General features: G+C 67.8%; 18 protein-coding genes. 9 read left to right on the top strand and 9 right to left on the bottom strand.

The features are described 5' to 3' along the window. The coding region (locus WC493_RS11910; protein WP_373065730.1) for an ATP-binding cassette domain-containing protein at positions 1-392 on the top strand (392 nt) is incomplete at its 5' end. A gap of 305 nt (positions 393-697) precedes the next feature. Here WC493_RS11910 and WC493_RS11915 read toward each other — a convergent pair. From WC493_RS11915 to WC493_RS11925, 3 genes are read right to left on the bottom strand one after another with little or no spacing between them, the layout of a single operon-like run. Continuing rightward, positions 698-1,633 (bottom strand): ROK family protein, encoded by a 936-nt coding sequence (locus WC493_RS11915; protein WP_373065731.1) that lies wholly within the window; start codon positions 1,631-1,633, stop codon positions 698-700. After that, the gene (locus tag WC493_RS11920) at positions 1,623-2,306 is read right to left on the bottom strand and encodes a hypothetical protein (protein ID WP_373065732.1); all 684 of its coding nucleotides are present in this window, start codon (positions 2,304-2,306) and stop codon (positions 1,623-1,625) included. Before WC493_RS11920 ends, WC493_RS11915 begins: the two co-directional genes overlap by 11 nt. Then, positions 2,306-2,590, bottom strand: a complete 285-nt coding sequence (locus WC493_RS11925; protein WP_373065733.1) for a DUF3572 domain-containing protein — start codon at positions 2,588-2,590, stop codon at positions 2,306-2,308. The genes WC493_RS11920 and WC493_RS11925 overlap by 1 nt, the downstream gene beginning before the upstream one ends. A gap of 215 nt (positions 2,591-2,805) precedes the next feature. On the opposite strand from WC493_RS11925, the gene WC493_RS11930 reads away from it, so the two are divergent. Both WC493_RS11930 and WC493_RS11935 read left to right on the top strand, forming a co-directional pair. Then, positions 2,806-4,173 carry a PleD family two-component system response regulator gene (locus WC493_RS11930; protein WP_373065734.1) on the top strand — a complete coding sequence of 456 codons (1,368 nt, stop codon included), beginning with the start codon at positions 2,806-2,808 and terminating at the stop codon, positions 4,171-4,173. Beyond that, complete coding sequence (locus WC493_RS11935) at positions 4,170-4,556, top strand: hypothetical protein (protein ID WP_373065735.1); 387 nt, start codon at positions 4,170-4,172, stop codon at positions 4,554-4,556. The genes WC493_RS11930 and WC493_RS11935 overlap by 4 nt, the downstream gene beginning before the upstream one ends. Positions 4,557-4,562: 6 nt before the next feature. On the opposite strand, the gene WC493_RS11940 is transcribed toward WC493_RS11935, so the two are convergent. Next, the gene (locus tag WC493_RS11940) at positions 4,563-4,937 is read right to left on the bottom strand and encodes a winged helix-turn-helix transcriptional regulator (RefSeq protein WP_373065736.1); all 375 of its coding nucleotides are present in this window, start codon (positions 4,935-4,937) and stop codon (positions 4,563-4,565) included. A gap of 103 nt (positions 4,938-5,040) precedes the next feature. Between WC493_RS11940 and WC493_RS11945 the strand changes: the two genes are divergently transcribed. Next, positions 5,041-6,051 carry a zinc-binding alcohol dehydrogenase family protein gene (locus tag WC493_RS11945; RefSeq protein ID WP_373065737.1) on the top strand — a complete coding sequence of 337 codons (1,011 nt, stop codon included), beginning with the start codon at positions 5,041-5,043 and terminating at the stop codon, positions 6,049-6,051. Between the two features lie 15 nt (positions 6,052-6,066). On the opposite strand, the gene WC493_RS11950 is transcribed toward WC493_RS11945, so the two are convergent. The 5 genes from WC493_RS11950 to WC493_RS11970 all read right to left on the bottom strand — a co-directional run bounded on the left by WC493_RS11950 (position 6,067) and on the right by WC493_RS11970 (position 11,245). Next, positions 6,067-7,566: an aldehyde dehydrogenase gene (locus WC493_RS11950; protein ID WP_373065738.1), complete on the bottom strand. Its 1,500-nt coding sequence runs from the start codon at positions 7,564-7,566 to the stop codon at positions 6,067-6,069. A 102-nt stretch (positions 7,567-7,668) separates the two neighbouring features. Then, positions 7,669-7,836, bottom strand: a complete 168-nt coding sequence (rpmG, locus tag WC493_RS11955) for a 50S ribosomal protein L33 (protein ID WP_373065739.1) — start codon at positions 7,834-7,836, stop codon at positions 7,669-7,671. Positions 7,837-7,919: 83 nt separating this feature from the next. Next, positions 7,920-9,068: an MFS transporter gene (locus tag WC493_RS11960; protein WP_373065740.1), complete on the bottom strand. Its 1,149-nt coding sequence runs from the start codon at positions 9,066-9,068 to the stop codon at positions 7,920-7,922. Then, positions 9,058-9,783, bottom strand: coding sequence for an NUDIX domain-containing protein (locus tag WC493_RS11965; protein ID WP_373065741.1), 726 nt, complete (start codon positions 9,781-9,783; stop codon positions 9,058-9,060). The genes WC493_RS11960 and WC493_RS11965 overlap by 11 nt, the downstream gene beginning before the upstream one ends. A 76-nt stretch (positions 9,784-9,859) precedes the next feature. Then, a complete protein-coding gene (locus WC493_RS11970; RefSeq protein ID WP_373065742.1) occupies positions 9,860-11,245 on the bottom strand; it encodes a serine hydrolase in 1,386 nt (461 codons plus the stop codon). Between the two features lie 331 nt (positions 11,246-11,576). On the opposite strand from WC493_RS11970, the gene WC493_RS11975 reads away from it, so the two are divergent. The 5 genes from WC493_RS11975 to WC493_RS11995 all read left to right on the top strand — a co-directional run bounded on the left by WC493_RS11975 (position 11,577) and on the right by WC493_RS11995 (position 16,727). Beyond that, positions 11,577-12,254 (top strand): hypothetical protein, encoded by a 678-nt coding sequence (locus WC493_RS11975; RefSeq protein ID WP_373065743.1) that lies wholly within the window; start codon positions 11,577-11,579, stop codon positions 12,252-12,254. 320 nt (positions 12,255-12,574) lie between these two features. Continuing rightward, positions 12,575-12,994, top strand: coding sequence for a phasin family protein (locus WC493_RS11980; protein ID WP_373065744.1), 420 nt, complete (start codon positions 12,575-12,577; stop codon positions 12,992-12,994). A gap of 339 nt (positions 12,995-13,333) precedes the next feature. Then, positions 13,334-13,684 carry an ATP-dependent Clp protease adapter ClpS gene (gene clpS, locus WC493_RS11985; protein ID WP_373065745.1) on the top strand — a complete coding sequence of 117 codons (351 nt, stop codon included), beginning with the start codon at positions 13,334-13,336 and terminating at the stop codon, positions 13,682-13,684. A 107-nt stretch (positions 13,685-13,791) separates the two neighbouring features. Then, positions 13,792-16,158 (top strand): ATP-dependent Clp protease ATP-binding subunit ClpA, encoded by a 2,367-nt coding sequence (gene clpA / locus WC493_RS11990; protein WP_373065746.1) that lies wholly within the window; start codon positions 13,792-13,794, stop codon positions 16,156-16,158. A 110-nt stretch (positions 16,159-16,268) separates the two neighbouring features. Next, positions 16,269-16,727: a host attachment protein gene (locus WC493_RS11995; protein ID WP_373065747.1), complete on the top strand. Its 459-nt coding sequence runs from the start codon at positions 16,269-16,271 to the stop codon at positions 16,725-16,727. The last annotated feature ends 4 nt before the right edge of the window (positions 16,728-16,731 follow it).

Genomic DNA, 16,731 nt, shown 5'->3' on the forward strand with positions numbered 1-16,731 from the left:
ATCTCGGTTCCTTCAACTTCCGCGGCGCCGACCAGCAGAAGAAGGTCGGCATGCTCTCGGGCGGCGAGCGCAACCGGGTGCACCTGGCCAAGATGCTGAAGTCGCAGTCGAACCTGCTGCTGCTCGACGAACCGACCAACGACCTCGACGTCGACACCCTGCGGGCCCTCGAAGAGGCGCTGCTCGATTTCGCCGGCTCGGTCATGGTGATCTCCCACGACCGTTACTTCCTGGACCGCATCTCGAGCCACATCATGGCTTTCGAGGGCGACAGCCATGTCGAATGGTTCGAGGGCAACTATCAGGAATACGAGGCGGATCGCCATCGCCGCTTCGGCACCGATGCGGATACCCCGCACCGGATCAAGTACAAGCCGCTGACCCGCGGCTGATCCCGGGGGGCCGGCGGCCTGTCTGCCGGCTTCACCAACCAAGCCCGTGATGGCCGGGACAAGCCGACGGGCGTCTGGTTGAGGAAATCAGCCTTTGATCGTCATCGCCGGGCTCGACCCGGCGATCCACGTCTCTCCGCCCGGCTCGGTGTTCTCGTGGATGGCCGTGTCAAGCACGGCCATGACGATAGGGGGCGTCACGCCCGTTTCTTGGCCTGACCCAGTGTTTTCGGCTCAACCGGACAGTCGTGGGACGAGCCCCGGCATGACGACCCGGGAGCCGGCGAAGCGGCCCCGTCCGCCGATCAGATACCGTCGCTCGGGGCCGCCGGCCAGAGCCAGGCGGCCCCGCGGACGCCCGAGGAGTCACCGTGCTGCGGCCGGCGGATCGGCGTCGAGCAGGCATCGGAGAAGACCCAGGGGGCGATCAGTCCGGGCAGGGCGGAATAGAGCGCCTCGACGTTGGAGAGGCCGCCGCCCAATACGATCACATGCGGATCCAGGATGTTGATCACCGTGGCCAGCGCCCGGGCGAGGCGCATCTTGTAGCGGTGCAGGCTCTCGCCCGCCGCGAAATCGCCGGAAGCGGCGGCCGTGGCGATCTCATGGGCGGTCAAGGGCGGACCGCCCGCCGCCTGATGGTCGAGCGCGAGGCCGGGGCCCGACAGGAAAGTCTCGATGCAGCCCTGTTTGCCGCAGTAGCAGGCGGGGCCGGGGCGTTCCTCGTCGCGCGGCCAGGGCAGGGGATTATGGCCCCATTCCCCGGCGATCGCATTGGGTCCTTGCAGCAGCCGGCCGCCGACCACGATGCCGCCGCCGACCCCGGTGCCCAGGATCACGCCGAAGACCGAGGGGGCCTCGGCCCCGGCACCGTCGGTCGCCTCGGAAAGAGCGAAACAATCGGCGTCGTTGGCGATACGCACCGGCCGTTCCAGCGCGGCACCGAGATCGCCGGCGAGGTCGCGGCCGATCAACTCCGTGGTATTGGCGTTCTTGATCAGGCCGCTCGCCGGCGAAATGGCGCCCGGGATGCCGACGCCGACCGTGCCGGTGCCGCCCAGCGTGGCCTCCGCTGCGCGGACCAGTGCCGCCACCGCCTTCACCAGCGCCGCATAGTCGCCGCGTGGTGTCGTCGCCCGGTGGCGCAGGATCTCCCGGCCGGCGCCGTCGAGCGAGACGATCTCGGTCTTGGTGCCGCCGAGGTCGACGCCGTGACGGAAGAGCGGTGGCTCACCAGCCAAGATCGGCCAGCTCCCGTTCGATCAAGGCGCGCACCTCGGCCCAGTCGTCGACCCGGTGGTGGCAATGTTCGGCCGGGCCGATCAGCCGCGCCAGCCGGGGATCGGCGACGAAATGGACGCGCTGCACGTCGGGCGCCGCCTGGGCGACCGAGGTGTGGTTGTGGGGAATGTCGTCGAGGAAATAGACCGGGGCCTGCACGAGGTCTGCCAGGTGGCGCACCACCGGACCTTTCAGCCCCACATTGGCGACAATCGGATAGGGCATGCCGGCGGCCGCGAGCGCCCGCTCCCTGGCCTTGCGGGAGCCTTCCGGCAAGTTGGAGAGGACCAGGATCTGCGCCTTCAGGGCAAGGGCGGCGAGCGCCTCGGCGGCACCGGGGACCGGCGTCATGGACTCCGTCCGCTCGGCGAAGAAGCCGTCGAGCAGGGCCTTGGCCATTTCGACCGGTGCCATTTCCTCGGTCGCGGCATTCTTGATGTTGCCGACCAGGGCGAAGGAGGAGAGGTCGAGGTAGTGGCCGTTGTCCTCGAGATAGGCCTCGAAGCCCTGCAGGAACAGGAACAGGACCTCGTCCGCATCGGTGATCACCAGCGGTCGCCCGGCCTGCAGGGCCAGGGCGTCGAGCTGGGGCATCACACGGTCGTGGATGGCGGGGCCGGGGCGTTCGCTCATCACAGCGCCCCCTGGTCGCCGGGCGTGCCACCGGGCAGTTCGAAACGGGCGCGCATCGGTTCCTCCGGCTTAAGGCCGGCGGCGGCTGCGAAGGCGGTGACCCGCGAATCGTCACCCAGGATGAAGTCGAGCACGCCGCCCAGCACGGCCGGATCGCCCGCCGCCTGCTGCAGTGTGGTTGCATCCATGCCGCTCTCCCTCATGAATTCGTGCAGCAGCGTCTCGTCGCCGGCAATATGGGCGAGCGCCAGCAAGGCGATGGTCTCCGCTCTATCGCGTTTCATGCCGTTTCGGCCTCCTGCCCGCGACGATCCGCTCTTCGATTTGGCCGCGTTTCATTGTAGTGCTAAGCCGTCGATCGGCGGGCGAGGGCACCTTGCCGGGGCTCGCGGGCGCGGTCAACGGCGGCGCGACGGTCGGTTGGCGATGGTGGCAGGCATCGCCAGGGCGGTTGCGGATCGGCGGACGATATTTCGGCAGTGGGCGACACGGGGCAGGGATGACGGCGAAGGTACTCGTGGTCGACGACGTCCACGTGATCCGCAAGGTGTTGGAAGCCAAGCTGGTCGCGGACTTCTTCGAAGTCGTGCTGGCCGGCAGCGGTCACGAAGCACTGGAAAAGGCGCGGAGCGAGAGCCCGGACATCATCCTCCTCGACGTCATGATGCCTGACATCGACGGCTTCGAAGTCTGCCGCAGGCTCAAGGCCGACCCGCTGACCCGCCACATTCCTGTCGTCATGGTCACCGGACTCGATCAGCCGCGCGACCGGGTCGCCGGGCTCGAAGCCGGGGCGGACGATTTCCTGACCAAGCCGACCAACGATACCGCCCTCTTCGCCCGGGTGCGCAACCTGGTCCGGCTGAAGACCATGTTCGACGAACTCCGCCTGCGCGAGGTCACCGGACTCGGCTTCGGCCTCACCATGCCGTCGGACGACCTGTCCGACGCCGCGGCGCTGCAGAACGCCAAGATCCTGGTGGCGGAGAACGATCCGGAATCGGCCGAGGTGATCGCCCGGATTCTCTCCGATCATCCCGACCTCGCCATGGTGAATGACGATTCGGCCGCCCGGACCGCAATTCGTGACGGTGACTGGGACTTGGTGATCGTCAGCCTCACGCTGCCGGGGCAGGACGGGCTTCGCCTCTGCGCTCATCTCCGCTCGTCGGAACGCCTGCGCCAGGTTCCCGTCCTCGTGCTCTCCCGCACGGGCGACGACCGCTCGCTGCTGCGCGCCTTCGACCTCGGGGTGAACGATTATGTGACCAAGCCGGTCGACCAAGCCGAGCTGATGGCCCGGGTGAATTCCCAGCTCCGCCGCAAGCGCTACCAGGACCGGCTCCGCGCCACCATGCAGATGTCGGTCGAGATGGCGGTGCTCGATCCGCTGACCGGGCTCTACAACCGCCGCTACCTGGAGAGCCACCTGGCCGGCCGCATCGGGGCCGCGGCGCAAGTCCACCGCTCGACCGCGATCCTTTTGCTCGACCTCGATTTCTTCAAGTCGATCAACGACAATTACGGCCATGCCGCGGGCGATGCCGTGCTGAAGCAGTTCGCCCATCGCCTGCGCATGAACGTGCGCGGCGTCGATCTCGCTGCGCGCTACGGCGGCGAGGAATTCATGATCGTCATGCCCGAGACCAGCCTGCAGGAAGCGGAGATGATCGCCCAGCGCCTGCTGCGCGTCACCGGCAAGGAGCCCTTCGCCATCGGCGACAGCCACGAGATCCATGTCACCGCCTCGATCGGCGTCGCTGAAGCGCATGAGGGCGAGACGGTCGAAGGCGTGATCCGCCGCGCCGACGACGTCCTCTACCGGGCCAAGGCGGAGGGGCGCAACCGGATCGCCGTCTCGCGATGACGGAGAAGGCGCCGGCCGTCACGCCGGGCTTCGTCCGGGACGCGGACGATGCCGTCGGCGTGCGGCGCCTGCTCGACCTCCTGGACCTGATCGCCGAGGAGCGCATGAGGCTGCATGGCGGTGACGAGCAGGGCGCGGTGATGCGGCTCCTGCTGCGCCAGTTGCTCGACGGCGACACGGCGGGCATGCCGCTGCTCCGCCTGTCGCGCCTGGCCGAGGTCCCGCGCGAGACCCTGCGGCGCAAGCTCGGCGTGCTGCTCAACCGCGGCTATCTCATGCAGGACGGCGACGGGCGCTATCACATCACCCCCGCCTATTTCACCGCGAGTGCCGCCGCCCGCAAGCGGGTCGAGACGGCGCTCGCCGGCTTCGAGCAGGGCTGAGCCCGGTCAGGCCGCGCCCCGGCAAGCCGCAGCCGGCGGGGCGAGGGCGCCGGCCATATTCGTGTCGCCCCAGGACTTCAAGGCCGTAATTACCGCCTCCAGGCTGCGGCCGCGCGCAGTGAGGCTGTATTCCACCTTGGGCGGCACTTCCGGATAGACCTTGCGGGCGATCAGCCCGTCGGCCTCCAGTTCGCGCAATTGGTTGGTCAACATGCGCTGGGTGCAATTGGGGATGCGACGGCGGATCTCGTTGAAGCGCAGGGTGCCTTCGAACAGGTGATAGAGGACGACACCCTTCCACTTGCCGTCGATCAGCGACAGGGTCGCCTCGACGGCGCAGCCGGGACTGCAATCCAGGCGTTCGTGGTGGGGGCGCGGCATCACGGTATCCTTTTCAACACTATGTGCATTAAATGTGCATTCTTGCGATCATGCATGGTAGGGCGCAACTGTCTCCCAGGCAAATGCCGCGAAGGAGATCGTCATGCGTGCCATCGGCTACCGTACCCCCGGCCCCATCGAGGCGGCGGAATCCCTCGTCGACATCGAATTGCCCCGTCCTGCCGCGGCCGGGCGCGACCTGCTGGTCCAGGTGAAGGCGGTGTCGGTCAATCCCGCCGACTACAAGGTGCGCAGGGGCGCGGTACCAGAGGGCGAGTGGAAGGTGCTGGGCTGGGATGCCGCCGGCGTGGTGGTCGAGACCGGGCCAGATGCCGGAGATTTCAGGCCGGGTGACGAAGTCTTCTATGCCGGCGATCTGACCCGCCCCGGCACCAATGCCGAATTCCACCTGGTCGACAGTCGGATCGTCGCGAAGAAGCCGGAAAGTCTGTCTTTCGCCGCGGCGGCGGCCTTGCCGCTGACCGCCATCACGGCCTGGGAGGCGCTGTTCGACCGTCTCGACGTCGGCCGTCCCGTGCCCGGCGCGGCCCCGGCGATCCTCATCGTCGGCGGGGCCGGCGGAGTCGGCTCGATCGCCGTGCAGCTCGCCCGCAGGCTGACCGGCCTCACCGTGATCACCACTGCGTCCCGGCCGGAGACGCGGGATTGGGTGCGCGACCTCGGCGCTCATCACGTGATCGATCATCGCGCACCGCTGGCACCCCAGGTGGCGGCCCTCGGCCTGGGGGCGCCCGGTTTCGTCTTCTCGACCACCCACAGCGACCAGCATCTACCCGAGATCGTCGAAGCGATCGCGCCCCAGGGCCGCTTCGCCCTGATCGACGACCCGGCGGTGCTCGACATCACCCCCTTCAAGCGAAAGAGCGTGTCGGTCCACTGGGAACTCATGTTCACCCGCTCGCTGTTCCAGACCGCGGACATGGCGGCCCAGGGGCGGCTGCTGGCCGAGGTCGCCCGGCTGGTCGACGCCGGCCCCCTGCGGACAACGCTGACCGAGAATTACGGCCGGATCGACGCCGCCAATCTCAAGCGTGCCCACGCGCTGGTCGAGACCGGCGGTGTCCGCGGCAAGATCGTGCTGGAAGGCTTCTGAGGGCGGCCGCCTGGATCAGCGGATGCTGATCCAGGTCGACTTGAGCTGGGTATATTTCTCCATCGCGTGGAGCGAGCGGTCGCGGCCGAAGCCGGACTGTTTGAAGCCGCCGAAGGGGACGGTGATGTCGTCCTCGTCCCAGCCGTTGATCCACACCATGCCGGCGCGGAGGGCGCGGGCGGCCTTCAGCGCCTTGTCGATGTCCTTGGTCCAGATCGCCGAGGCGAGGCCGTAGATCGTGCCGTTGGCGATCGAGATCGCCTCTTCGAGGCCGTTGAAGGTGATGGCGGAAAGGACCGGGCCGAAGATTTCCTCCTGGGCGATCTTGGCGTGGGGATTCACGTCCTCGAACACGGTCGGCTCGACATAGAAGCCGCCGCTCTGGGTCAGGGCGCGGTGGCCGCCAAGGCGGAGCTTGGCCTCTTCCTTGCCGGTCTCGATATAGTCGAGCACGCGGCCCATCTGCTTCTCGTCGACGATGGCGCCCATCTTGGTCGCGGGGTCGAGCGGGTTGCCGGGCTGGATCGTTTCGGCGACGCGGGCGAGCTTGTCCAGGAATGCGTCCTTGATCGGCTCTTCGAGCAACAGGCGGGAGCCGGCAGTGCAGACTTCGCCCTGGTTATAGAAGATGCCCCAGGCCGCCTTGGTCGCGGCGAGGTCGAGATCGCCGCAATCGGCCATCACGATATGCGGGGATTTGCCGCCGCATTCCAGGCTGACCACCTTCATGTTCGAGCGGCCGGAATATTCCAGGAAATATTTCCCGACCTGGGTCGAGCCGGTGAAGGTGACGGCATCGACATCCATATGCAGGCCCAGCGCCGCGCCCGCGGTCTCGCCGAAGCCGGGCACGACGTTCAACACGCCTTCGGGCAGGCCGGCCTCGGACGCCAGTTCGGCCAGGCGAAGGGCGGAGAGCGGGCTCTGCTCCGCCGGCTTCAGCACGACGGAATTGCCGGTTGCCAGCGCCGGGCCGAGCTTCCAGCAGGTCATCAGCAGCGGGAAGTTCCACGGCACGACGGCGGCGACCACGCCGATCGGCTCCCGCGTCACCAGGCCGAAGGCGGAGGAGACGGTGGGGGCGATCTCGTCATAGACCTTGTCGATCGCCTCGGCGTACCACTGGATCGTATTGGCCGAGGCCGGCACATCCACGGCCGTCGAATCGCCGATCGGCTTGCCCATGTCGAGGGTTTCGAGCAGGGCCAGTTCGTCGGCATGCTTGCGCATCAGCTCGGCCAGCTTGAGCAGGACCTTCTTGCGGAAGCGGGGGGCGGCGCGCGACCAGGCGCCCGACTCGAAGGCCTTGCGGGCCGAAGCCACGGCATGGTCGACATCGTCGGCATCGCATTCGGCGACCTGGGTCAGCAGGCGGCCGTCGGTCGGCGAGAGGCGGGGGAAGGTGCGGCCGGAGGAGGCGGGGACGAAGCGCCCGCCGATGAAGGCGAGGTGCCGGAAGCTCAGTGCCTTGGCACGGGCTTCCCATTGCTCGAGTGTCTGGGCCGCAGCAGCCATGGCCGGTCTCCGTTCCGCGCAAATAGCAACGGCGGCACCTTAAGGGCCGCCGTCAGCGCGGACAAGCCGCGAGGCTGCAGATCAGGAGCGCGGAGAGCGCTCTTACTTGATCTTGGATTCCTTGAACTCGACGTGCTTGCGCACGACCGGGTCGTACTTCTTCAGCGACAGCTTCTCGGTCTTGGTGCGCGGGTTCTTCTTGGTGACGTAGAAGTACCCGGTCTCCGCGGTGCTGACGAGCTTGATCTTCAGCGTGGTCGGCTTTGCCATGACAGACTCCAGCAGGCGCGGATCGCACGCGCCTCGAAAAAATGAACCGCGAACATACTCGGGCGCGTCCGCTTGTCAAGGCTTCAGCGTGGGGGCTTCCGCGCGAAGAAGACCCCGGCCAGGAAGGCGGCGCAGCCGAGGGCCATGGTGAGCGGCAGGCCGACGGTGCCGGCCAGGCCGTGGGCGCCGCCGGCGAGGGGCGGCCCGGTCACCGCGCCGATGCCGTAGAAGACGACATAGGCGGCATTGGCGGTGGCGAGATCGGCGCCGGCGAAACGATGGCCGAGATCGGTCAGCCCCGCGGTATAGAGGCCGAGCAGCGAGCCGCCGAGCACGATCAGCAGGGGGCCGAGCAGCGGTCCGCCCAGGGCCGCCGGCAGGCCGAGGGCGGCGAGACCCGCCGCTGCCGCGCAGGCCAGCATCACCGCGCGCCGCCCCAGCCGGTCGGCGGCGATTCCGATCGGCAACGGCAGCAAGACGTTGCCGGCCCCGACCCAGACCGTGAGTCGCGCCGCCGCCAATTCGCCGAGCCCGTTCTGCACGCCCCACACCGGCAGGAGCGAGAGCACGCCGGATTCGACCGCGCCATAGAGAAGGGCGACCGCCACCACGGCAGGCGCACTGCGCGCCACCGTGGCCAGGCTGGCGCGCGGCGGTTCCTCGAAGGGTGGCAGGTCGCGCCGGGCGGCGGCCAGCGGCAGGGCGGCGGCGAGGGTCGCCAGGGCGGTCGCAGCGAAGGGGGCGATGCCCTCGATCCCGGTCGCCTGCAGCAAGACGGGGCCGAACATGAAGCCGGCGGCCAGCGCCGTCGCATAGAGGCCCATCACCCGGCCCCGCCGCGCCGACCCGGCGAGATGGCTGATCCAGGATTCGGAGACGACGAAGAGCCCGGTCACCGCGATGTTCATGGTGAAGCGGAGCAGGAACCAGGCGCCCAGCGTGGGCCACAGGGGAAAGGCGATCAGGCTCGCCGCCGAGAGCAGGATGCAGCCGATCAGGAAGGGCATGACGCCGAAGCGCCGCACCAGGCCGGGCACCAGGGGCGCCGCCGCCAGGGTGGCGACCCCGGTGGTGGCGGCATTGACGCCGATCAGCCAGCTCGCCACGCCCTGCGCCTCGAGGAGGAGGGAGAGCAGGGGCAGCGACAGGCTGAAGGTCATGCCGACGATGCAGATGCAGGCGATCACCCCGGCCAGGCTGCGCAGCGGCAGGGGCGCCGCCTCAGCCGTCATAGTCGACGGTCTGGCGGCCGTAGCGCATGCCGTAGGCGGGGATGCGCCGGTCGGCGCCGGTGAGATGCCCCTCGATCAGGTCCAGCACCATGCCGGTGATGCGCGGCAGGTCCAGGCGGTGGGCTTCGGCCAGCGGCACCCAGGCGACTTCGGTCAGCTCGGGCGAAGGCCGGGCCTCGCCCTGGGCGACCTCGGCCGGGGCGAGGAAGAAACGGGCGTGGAAACGGGTCGGCCGATAGGGCGGCGTGATCGCCCGCGCGACATAGTCGAGCCGGTCGAGCGCGGGGACCAGGCCGACCGCGGCGAAATCGGCCAGCGGCCCGCCGGCCAGGCGGGCGGCCCGGGCATCGGGCGCGCCGATCATCAGGCCGGTCTCTTCGAAGGTCTCGCGCACGGCGGCGACGGCGAGGCCATGGGCGCGGCGGGGCGGCGCCGTCCTGCCCAGGGCGGCGGCGACCTCGCCGCGCAGCGCCACGGCGGGCGTGGTCAGGTCGGCCCGGTCCAGCTTGCCACCCGGGAAGACCCATTGATTGGGCATGAAGCGATGGCCGTGGTGGCGCAGCCCCATCAGGAGTTCGAGGCCGCCCGCCGCGGGCCGGCGGTAGAGAATCAGGGTGGCGGCATCGCGCGGGCGCGGCGCCTTCTTGGCGGTCGCGGGGCTGGGCGGATCGGGCGGGGCGAAGGCCGCCTTCGGTTCTGTGGTCTGGTCCGACATGACGCCATCCTGCCCGTCGGCGGCGGCATAAAAAAGGGGGCCCCTGTGCAGGGCCCCCTTCCGTCCGGGCAGGGCTCTATTCGGCCGGCGTGGCCGAGGCGACCACGGTCGACGGCATTTTCAGCGCGATGCAGGCGAGGGACTTCTGGCGCAGCGCCAGGCAGGCCTGGCGGGCGGCGGTCTCGCTCAGGCCGACGAAACGGGCGCGGTAGATCGTGCCCTTGTCGTCCGTGCCTTCGTTGACGGCCGTCTGGGCCCGGCGCAGCAGTGCGGGGGCGGCCCTTACGGCGTCGTTCAGGTGGGACAGGGCGGCGTCCTGGCGGCGGAACGCGCCGATCTGCAGACCCCAGTTCTCACCCACGGCCTCGCGCCGATGGCCTTCGGCGGCCTGGGCGTCCAGCGTATTCGGCACCGCGGTGGCGACCACCGGACGGGGGGCCGGGGCGGCGGCGACCTGGCCACGGGGACGGACCGCCGTCGGCGGCACGCTGGCGTAGGCGTCTTCCGCGTCGCTCTCCTCGCCGGTGGAGACTTCGGCCACCTTGGCGTCCAGGGCAGCGGCGGCCAGGGCGACTTCGGCCGGGTTGGGGGCCGGCGCCGGAGTCGCTGCGGCCACGGCGGCACGGCGCGGCGGCGAAACCTCGTTCGGGCGGATCACCTGGGCACTGGCGATCGCCTGGGGATTGCTGCGGATCCGCGCGAAGGCGGCGTCCAACAGTTCGATCATGTGGTCGTCACGCGCCTTGGCCGACGAGCCGCCGAAGATGGCGCCCACCAGGTGATGGCCGTCGCGCACCACCGAGACCACGAGATTGAAGCCCGAGGCCTTGATATAGCCGGTCTTGATGCCGTTGGTGCCCTCGTAGCGGCCGAGCATGCGGTTGTGATTGGTGATCACCTTGCCGCCGAAGCGCCACTTCTGGGTCGAGAACATCGGATAATAGTCCGGATGGTCGCGCATCAGGGCGAGGCCGAGCTTGGCCATGTCGTTGGCCGAAGTCACCTGCTCGTCCTCGGGCAGGCCGTTCGCATTGACGAAACGGGTGCTGGTCATGCCCAGCTCGTGGGCGCGGGCGGTCATGCGGGCGGCGAAGGCTCCCTCGCTGCCGGCCAGGGCTTCGCCCAGCACCACGGCCATGTCGTTGGCCGAAAGGGTGATCAGCGCCATGATGGCGTCGCGCACGGCGACCGTCTTGCCCGGCGGCAGGCCCAGCTTGGTCGGCGGTCGCGACGAAGCATAGGCCGAGACGGGCAGCCGCTGGTCGAGCGTCAGCGTGCCGGCCTTCAGCGCGTCGAAGGTGAGATAGAGTGTCATCATCTTGGTCAGCGAGGCCGGATGGCGCAGCGCCGACGGACTGTCGGACAGGATGACCCGCCCGGTTTCAGCATCCAGGATGACGACGGAGAATTCAGGTGCCGCGGCGGCCGGCCGGGCGATCCCGGCGATGCCCGCCAGCAGCATCAGACAGAGGGCCAGGACGAGCGGCGACGATCGCCGGCCGGGTCTCGGCCGTGCCACCATCCCACTGGAAAGACCAACCCCCGCGCGCCCGGACAACAGTCGCCGGGCCATCGAAAGCGCAACCCGCATCGGCTCGCCCCTGCACGATTTACAGCCCAGCGGCAACGATACGGCCGGGGTCGAAGTTTGTCCATGAAATCCGATGCTTGCGGTCGAGGCTTGAGACGCGAAGTCAGCTGGGACGGGCAACCGCCTGGGAACAGGGGACGAGGGACCTTGGCGCCGGGCCTGCGATGGGGCATTCTTCGCCCATTCCGGTGGAGGCGTTTCGATGTCGAAGGTAGTGCGGCTCGTGTCCTTGGGCGCTGCCCTGCTGCTCGGCGCCTGTGCGGCGAACGGCCCGATCTCGAGCAACCTGGGCCGGCTGGCGAGCTGGTTCCCCTATCTCTCCGGCGACGACATCAAGAAGGCTTGTGCGGCCGGCGGACCTGATCGCATCCGCTTCGTCTACAACGCGATCTGGACCGAACAGGTGCGCGCCTACGAGCTGAAATACACGAGTTACGGTGCCCAGGTCGACCAATGGGTGTGGGGGCCCGGCACGCTCCTGGCCTTCGGGCCGGAGGGCAACAATCTCGAGGCGACCAAGGCCAGCATCGGTATCGACAAGCGCCGCTTGGCGGCACTGGAGAAGGCGATGGCCGAGTCGGACGTGGCGGGCCCGGCGCCCAAGGGCGAATTCCTGCGCTCGGACAATTTCTATTGGGTGGTGTCGATCTGCCGGGCCGGCGTCTTCCATTTCAACGCCTTCCAGGCACCGGACGCCCGTTTCGCCAAGGCGAGCTTCCCCGAGCAATTGTTCGAGGCGGATCGCACCGGCGTCGCCATCAACCGGCCCCGCCGGCTCGACCTCGATCCCCTGTTCGGCGGCCCTCATCCGGACGATTCGCTGCAGCCCTTCACCGTCCAGGTCGACACGAACGGGCTCGACGTCGCCCGTTTCGAATGACGGAATTGGTCTTTCGTCCAATTTTTGCTGCATTGCAACAAAACCCCTTGACTCCTGGGGATATCGGCGCACATTAAGCACATACCGCGTTGCAGCAAAAGCGGCTGTGCCGGCCGGACCGATGGGGCCGCGTATTTTGCGGCTGCCGCTTTTCGGTCCCCCGGGCCAGGGCGATGAAGCTGGACGCTGAGGCGTGGTGCCCGGGTGCGCCACGATGGCGGGCCGGCTGGCGTCACTGCCGACCTGACCCACGAAGCTATTGCCAACGAGGGATCATCATGGCCGCGAAGACCAAAACTGCCAAACCGGAGACCACTGAAGTGACCGACACCGCTACCGAAACCATCAAGGCCACCACCGAACAGGTGAAGGGCAAGATCGACCAGGCCCTGAAGGCGTTCGAAGACGCCGGCGCCTCGTCCAAGGACACCTACGAAGCCTTCGTCGCTTCGTTCAACATCGCCGTGAAGGGCGTCGAGGGCGTTTCGTCCGAGACCGCCGCCTACACCAAGAAGGCCGTGGAAGATCTGGTTTCGACCTCGAAGGCCGTGGTCGGCGCCAAGAGCCTGCGCGAAGTCGTCGACATCCAGAACGACTACACCAAGGCCGCCTTCGACGCCTTCCTCGCCTTCACCAACAAGATCGGCGAGATGACCGTGCAGTTCACCCAGGACGCGATCGAGCCGGTCAGCCGCCAGCTCGGCACGACCTTCAAGAAGTTCGCCCAGCCGGTCGCCTGACTGGCTGCATGAACTCACCCGGCCGGTCCCTGACCGGCTGCGGGAATCTGGCTCGGTCGGCCACAAGGCCGGGCGAGCGTAGAGACGCCGGCCTGCGTACCATGGCCGGCGCCAATATTTTAGTCATTTCGATGACGAAAGTGCCGGCCCGGGGCAACCTCGGCCGGCACATTCGTTTCTGCCGGCCAGCGTCTGGCGCATCGGCGCCCTGCCGGACGGCGGGCTTGTCTTTGTACCGAAACGGCGCAGAATTTTGAAGCAGGGCAGGCGCTGCCGCCGGGACTGGAAATCCGGCCGCGGCATCCCATCTAGTCACAGTCGTTCGCATCGATGAGCAGCATGTCCGACTTCGTTCAACGTCCACTCGCCGCCACCGGCCCGGGGGACGACAATGGCCAACAGACAGGCCTTCTGACCGCGACGCGGCCCAAGACGGCGCGCCCGTCGATGTATCGCGTGCTGCTTTTGAACGACGATTACACGCCTATGGAATTCGTCGTCCATGTGCTCGAACGCTTCTTCCACAAGAACCGGGAGGAGGCGACCCAGATCATGCTTCATGTGCATCAGAAGGGGATCGGCGTCTGTGGTGTCTTCACCTACGAGGTGGCGGAGACGAAAGTGACCCAAGTGGTGGATTTCGCCCGTCGACACCAGCATCCGCTTCAATGCACCATGGAGAAGGAATAGGCGCGTAGGGCCTGTCGCCAGCCTTCCGCGTCTGCCGTCGCTCCCGCCCGGGAGCCCCGGCACCGTGACCGCCCGATCGGCGGTGGGCGTGAAGCTGGAGGTGTGCCTTGCCGTCTTTTTCGCGCAGCCTCGAAAAGTCCCTTCACCGGGCACTGGCGCTCGCCAACGAGCGTCAGCATGAATTCGCAACCCTCGAACACCTCCTTCTGGCCCTGATCGACGACGCCGACGCGGCGGCCGTCATGCGCGCCTGCAACGTCGACCTCGACCTCCTGCGGCGCCAGCTCACCAATTACCTGGATACCGAACTCGAAGGCCTGGTGGTCGACCAGGAAGACGACGCCAAGCCGACCACCAGCTTCCAGCGGGTGATCCAGCGCGCCGTGATCCATGTCCAGTCGTCCGGCCGCGACCAGGTGACCGGCGCCAACGTCCTGGTCGCCATCTTCGGCGAACGCGAATCCCATGCCGCCTATTTCCTGCAGGAGCAGGACATGACCCGGCTGGATGCGGTGAGTTACATCAGCCATGGTGTCGCCAAGCGTCCCGGCATGGGCGAGAGCCGGCCGGTGCGCGGCGCCGACGAGGAAGGCCCGACCGGCGGCGATCCGGGGACCCAGCGGCGCCAGGGCGAGACCCAGGCGCCGCGCAAGGGCGAGGCGCTGGCGGCCTATGCCGTCAACCTCAACAAGAAGGCGGCCGACGGCAAGATCGATCCCGTCATCGGCCGTGAGCCCGAGATCGAGCGCACGATCCAGATCCTGTGCCGGCGGCAGAAGAACAACCCGCTGCTGGTCGGCGATCCCGGCGTCGGCAAGACCGCGATCGCCGAGGGCCTGGCGCTCAAGATCGTCGAGGGCGATGTGCCGGAGGTTCTGCTGAACGCCGTCATCTATTCGCTCGACATGGGCACGCTGCTGGCCGGCACGCGTTACCGCGGTGATTTCGAGGAACGGCTGAAGGCGGTGATCGCCGAGATCGAGCAGTCGCCCGGCGCCATCCTGTTCATCGACGAAATCCACACGGTGATCGGCGCCGGTGCCACCTCCGGCGGCTCGATGGATGCTTCGAACCTCTTGAAGCCGGCGCTGGCCCAGGGTTCGCTCCGCTGCATCGGCTCGACCACCTATAAGGAGTTCCGCTCCTACTTCGAGAAGGACCGGGCGCTGCTCCGCCGCTTCCAGAAGATCGATGTGAACGAACCCTCGATCCCGGACGCGGTCAAGATCCTCAAGGGTCTCAAGCCCTATTTCGAGGAGCACCACCAGGTGCGTTACACCAACGACGCGATCAAGGCGGCGGTGGAACTGGCGGCCAAATATATCAACGACCGCAAGCTGCCGGACAAGGCGATCGACGTGATCGACGAATCGGGTGCGGCCCAGATGCTGCTGCCGCCGGCCAAGCGGCGGAAGACCATCGGGGTGAAGGAGATCGAGGCGGTGGTGGCCAAGATCGCCCGCATCCCGCCCAAGTCGGTCTCCAAGGACGACAAGGCCCTGCTCGCCAATCTGGAGACCGAGCTTCGCCGCGTCGTCTATGGCCAGGATGCGGCGATCACCGCTCTCGCGGCCTCGATCAAGCTCGCCCGCGCCGGCCTCCGCGAAGGGGAGAAGCCGATCGGCTCCTATCTCTTCTCGGGTCCCACCGGTGTCGGCAAGACCGAGGTGGCGCGCCAGCTCGCCAAGATCATGGGCGTCGAGCTGATTCGCTTCGACATGTCGGAATATATGGAACGCCACACGGTGTCGCGCCTGCTCGGTGCCCCTCCGGGTTACGTCGGCTTCGACCAGGGCGGGCTCCTGACCGATGCGATCGACCAGCATCCGCACAGCATCCTGCTGCTCGACGAGATCGAGAAGGCCCATCCCGATCTGTTCAACATTCTTCTCCAGGTGATGGACCACGGCAAGCTGACCGATCACAACGGCAAGAAGATCGACTTCCGTAACGTCGTGCTGATCATGACCACCAACGCCGGCGCGGCGGAGGCGGCCAAGCCCGCGATCGGCTTCGGGCGGGAGATGAACGTCGGCGCCGACGAGGATGCGATCAAGCGCCTGTTCACGCCGGAATTCCGCAACCGGCTGGACGCGGTGGTGCCCTTCAGCGGCCTGTCGCCGGAGGTCATCGCCAAGGTGGTCGACAAATTCATCGCCGAACTGGAATTCCAGCTCGGCGACCGGGGCGTCGAGATCACCGTCTCCCAGGCGGCGCGCAGCCATCTGGCCGAGGTGGGCTTCGATCCCGCATTCGGTGCCCGTCCGCTCGCCCGTGTCATCGCCGAGAAGATCAAGAAGCCGCTGGCCGACGATCTCCTGTTCGGCAAGCTGGCGCGCGGCGGCACCGTCCATGTCGACTTCAAGGACGGCCAGATCACTTTCGAGGTCGAGGCGGCCAAGCGCCCGCCCGCGGCCGACGATCACGACGACCATCCGGAAGACGGCGAACGGACGCCCGAATTGGTGCATTGAATGGAACGCCGGGGATGGGGAAACGCTCCCCGTCCCCGGGCCTTGATTCAAATCAAGTGAGAATTGGGGGCGCCACCCCATAATGGCTCCGAGTCTTGAGGAGTCATTCGATGCCGCATCTGCCCACCTACTGGGTCTTGCTCGCCGACGGTCATCATGCCCGCCTGCTGGAAGGCGCGCGGCCTTTCGACAAATTGCATGGGGTTGACGGCGGTGTGATCGAGCCGGAACAGGCCCATCATTTCGCCCGCGAAATCGGCTCGGATCATCCCGGCCGCAGCTATTCGTCGGCCGATGATCGCCGCTCGGCGATCGAGCCGAAGCAGGATCCGCAGAAGGCGGAAGAGCGCCGTTTCGCCGAAGTCCTGGCCCAGCGCCTTGACGCCGCCGCGCGCGAAGGCCGCTACGACCGCCTGATCATCGCCGCCCCGCCCGCCATGCTGGGTGAGATCCGCACCGTGCTGGGCGCCAGCGCCCGGGCCAAGCTGACCAATGCGATCGACCGCGACTTGGTGAAGCTGCCGGCCGACGAACTGTCCAAGGTGTTGCTCACCGCCATCGGCTTCTGAGCCT

Source organism: Zavarzinia sp., from assembly GCF_041650655.1.
GTDB lineage: Bacteria > Pseudomonadota > Alphaproteobacteria > Zavarziniales > Zavarziniaceae > Zavarzinia.

Bases quoted from the DNA above. Each gene is read 5' to 3' on its own strand.
- WC493_RS11935 (WP_373065735.1), top strand. From the start codon at position 4,170: ATGACGGAGAAGGCGCCGGCCGTCACGCCGGGCTTCGTCCGGGACGCG.
- WC493_RS11965 (WP_373065741.1), bottom strand. From the start codon at position 9,783: ATGTCGGACCAGACCACAGAACCGAAGGCGGCCTTCGCCCCGCCCGAT.
- WC493_RS11940 (WP_373065736.1), bottom strand. From the start codon at position 4,937: ATGCCGCGCCCCCACCACGAACGCCTGGATTGCAGTCCCGGCTGCGCC.
- WC493_RS11930 (WP_373065734.1), top strand. From the start codon at position 2,806: ATGACGGCGAAGGTACTCGTGGTCGACGACGTCCACGTGATCCGCAAG.
- WC493_RS11925 (WP_373065733.1), bottom strand. From the start codon at position 2,590: ATGAAACGCGATAGAGCGGAGACCATCGCCTTGCTGGCGCTCGCCCAT.
- rpmG (WP_373065739.1), bottom strand. From the start codon at position 7,836: ATGGCAAAGCCGACCACGCTGAAGATCAAGCTCGTCAGCACCGCGGAG.
- WC493_RS11975 (WP_373065743.1), top strand. From the start codon at position 11,577: ATGTCGAAGGTAGTGCGGCTCGTGTCCTTGGGCGCTGCCCTGCTGCTC.
- WC493_RS11960 (WP_373065740.1), bottom strand. From the start codon at position 9,068: ATGACGGCTGAGGCGGCGCCCCTGCCGCTGCGCAGCCTGGCCGGGGTG.
- WC493_RS11970 (WP_373065742.1), bottom strand. From the start codon at position 11,245: ATGCTGCTGGCGGGCATCGCCGGGATCGCCCGGCCGGCCGCCGCGGCA.
- clpS (WP_373065745.1), top strand. From the start codon at position 13,334: ATGTCCGACTTCGTTCAACGTCCACTCGCCGCCACCGGCCCGGGGGAC.
- WC493_RS11950 (WP_373065738.1), bottom strand. From the start codon at position 7,566: ATGGCTGCTGCGGCCCAGACACTCGAGCAATGGGAAGCCCGTGCCAAG.
- WC493_RS11995 (WP_373065747.1), top strand. From the start codon at position 16,269: ATGCCGCATCTGCCCACCTACTGGGTCTTGCTCGCCGACGGTCATCAT.
- WC493_RS11945 (WP_373065737.1), top strand. From the start codon at position 5,041: ATGCGTGCCATCGGCTACCGTACCCCCGGCCCCATCGAGGCGGCGGAA.
- WC493_RS11920 (WP_373065732.1), bottom strand. From the start codon at position 2,306: ATGAGCGAACGCCCCGGCCCCGCCATCCACGACCGTGTGATGCCCCAG.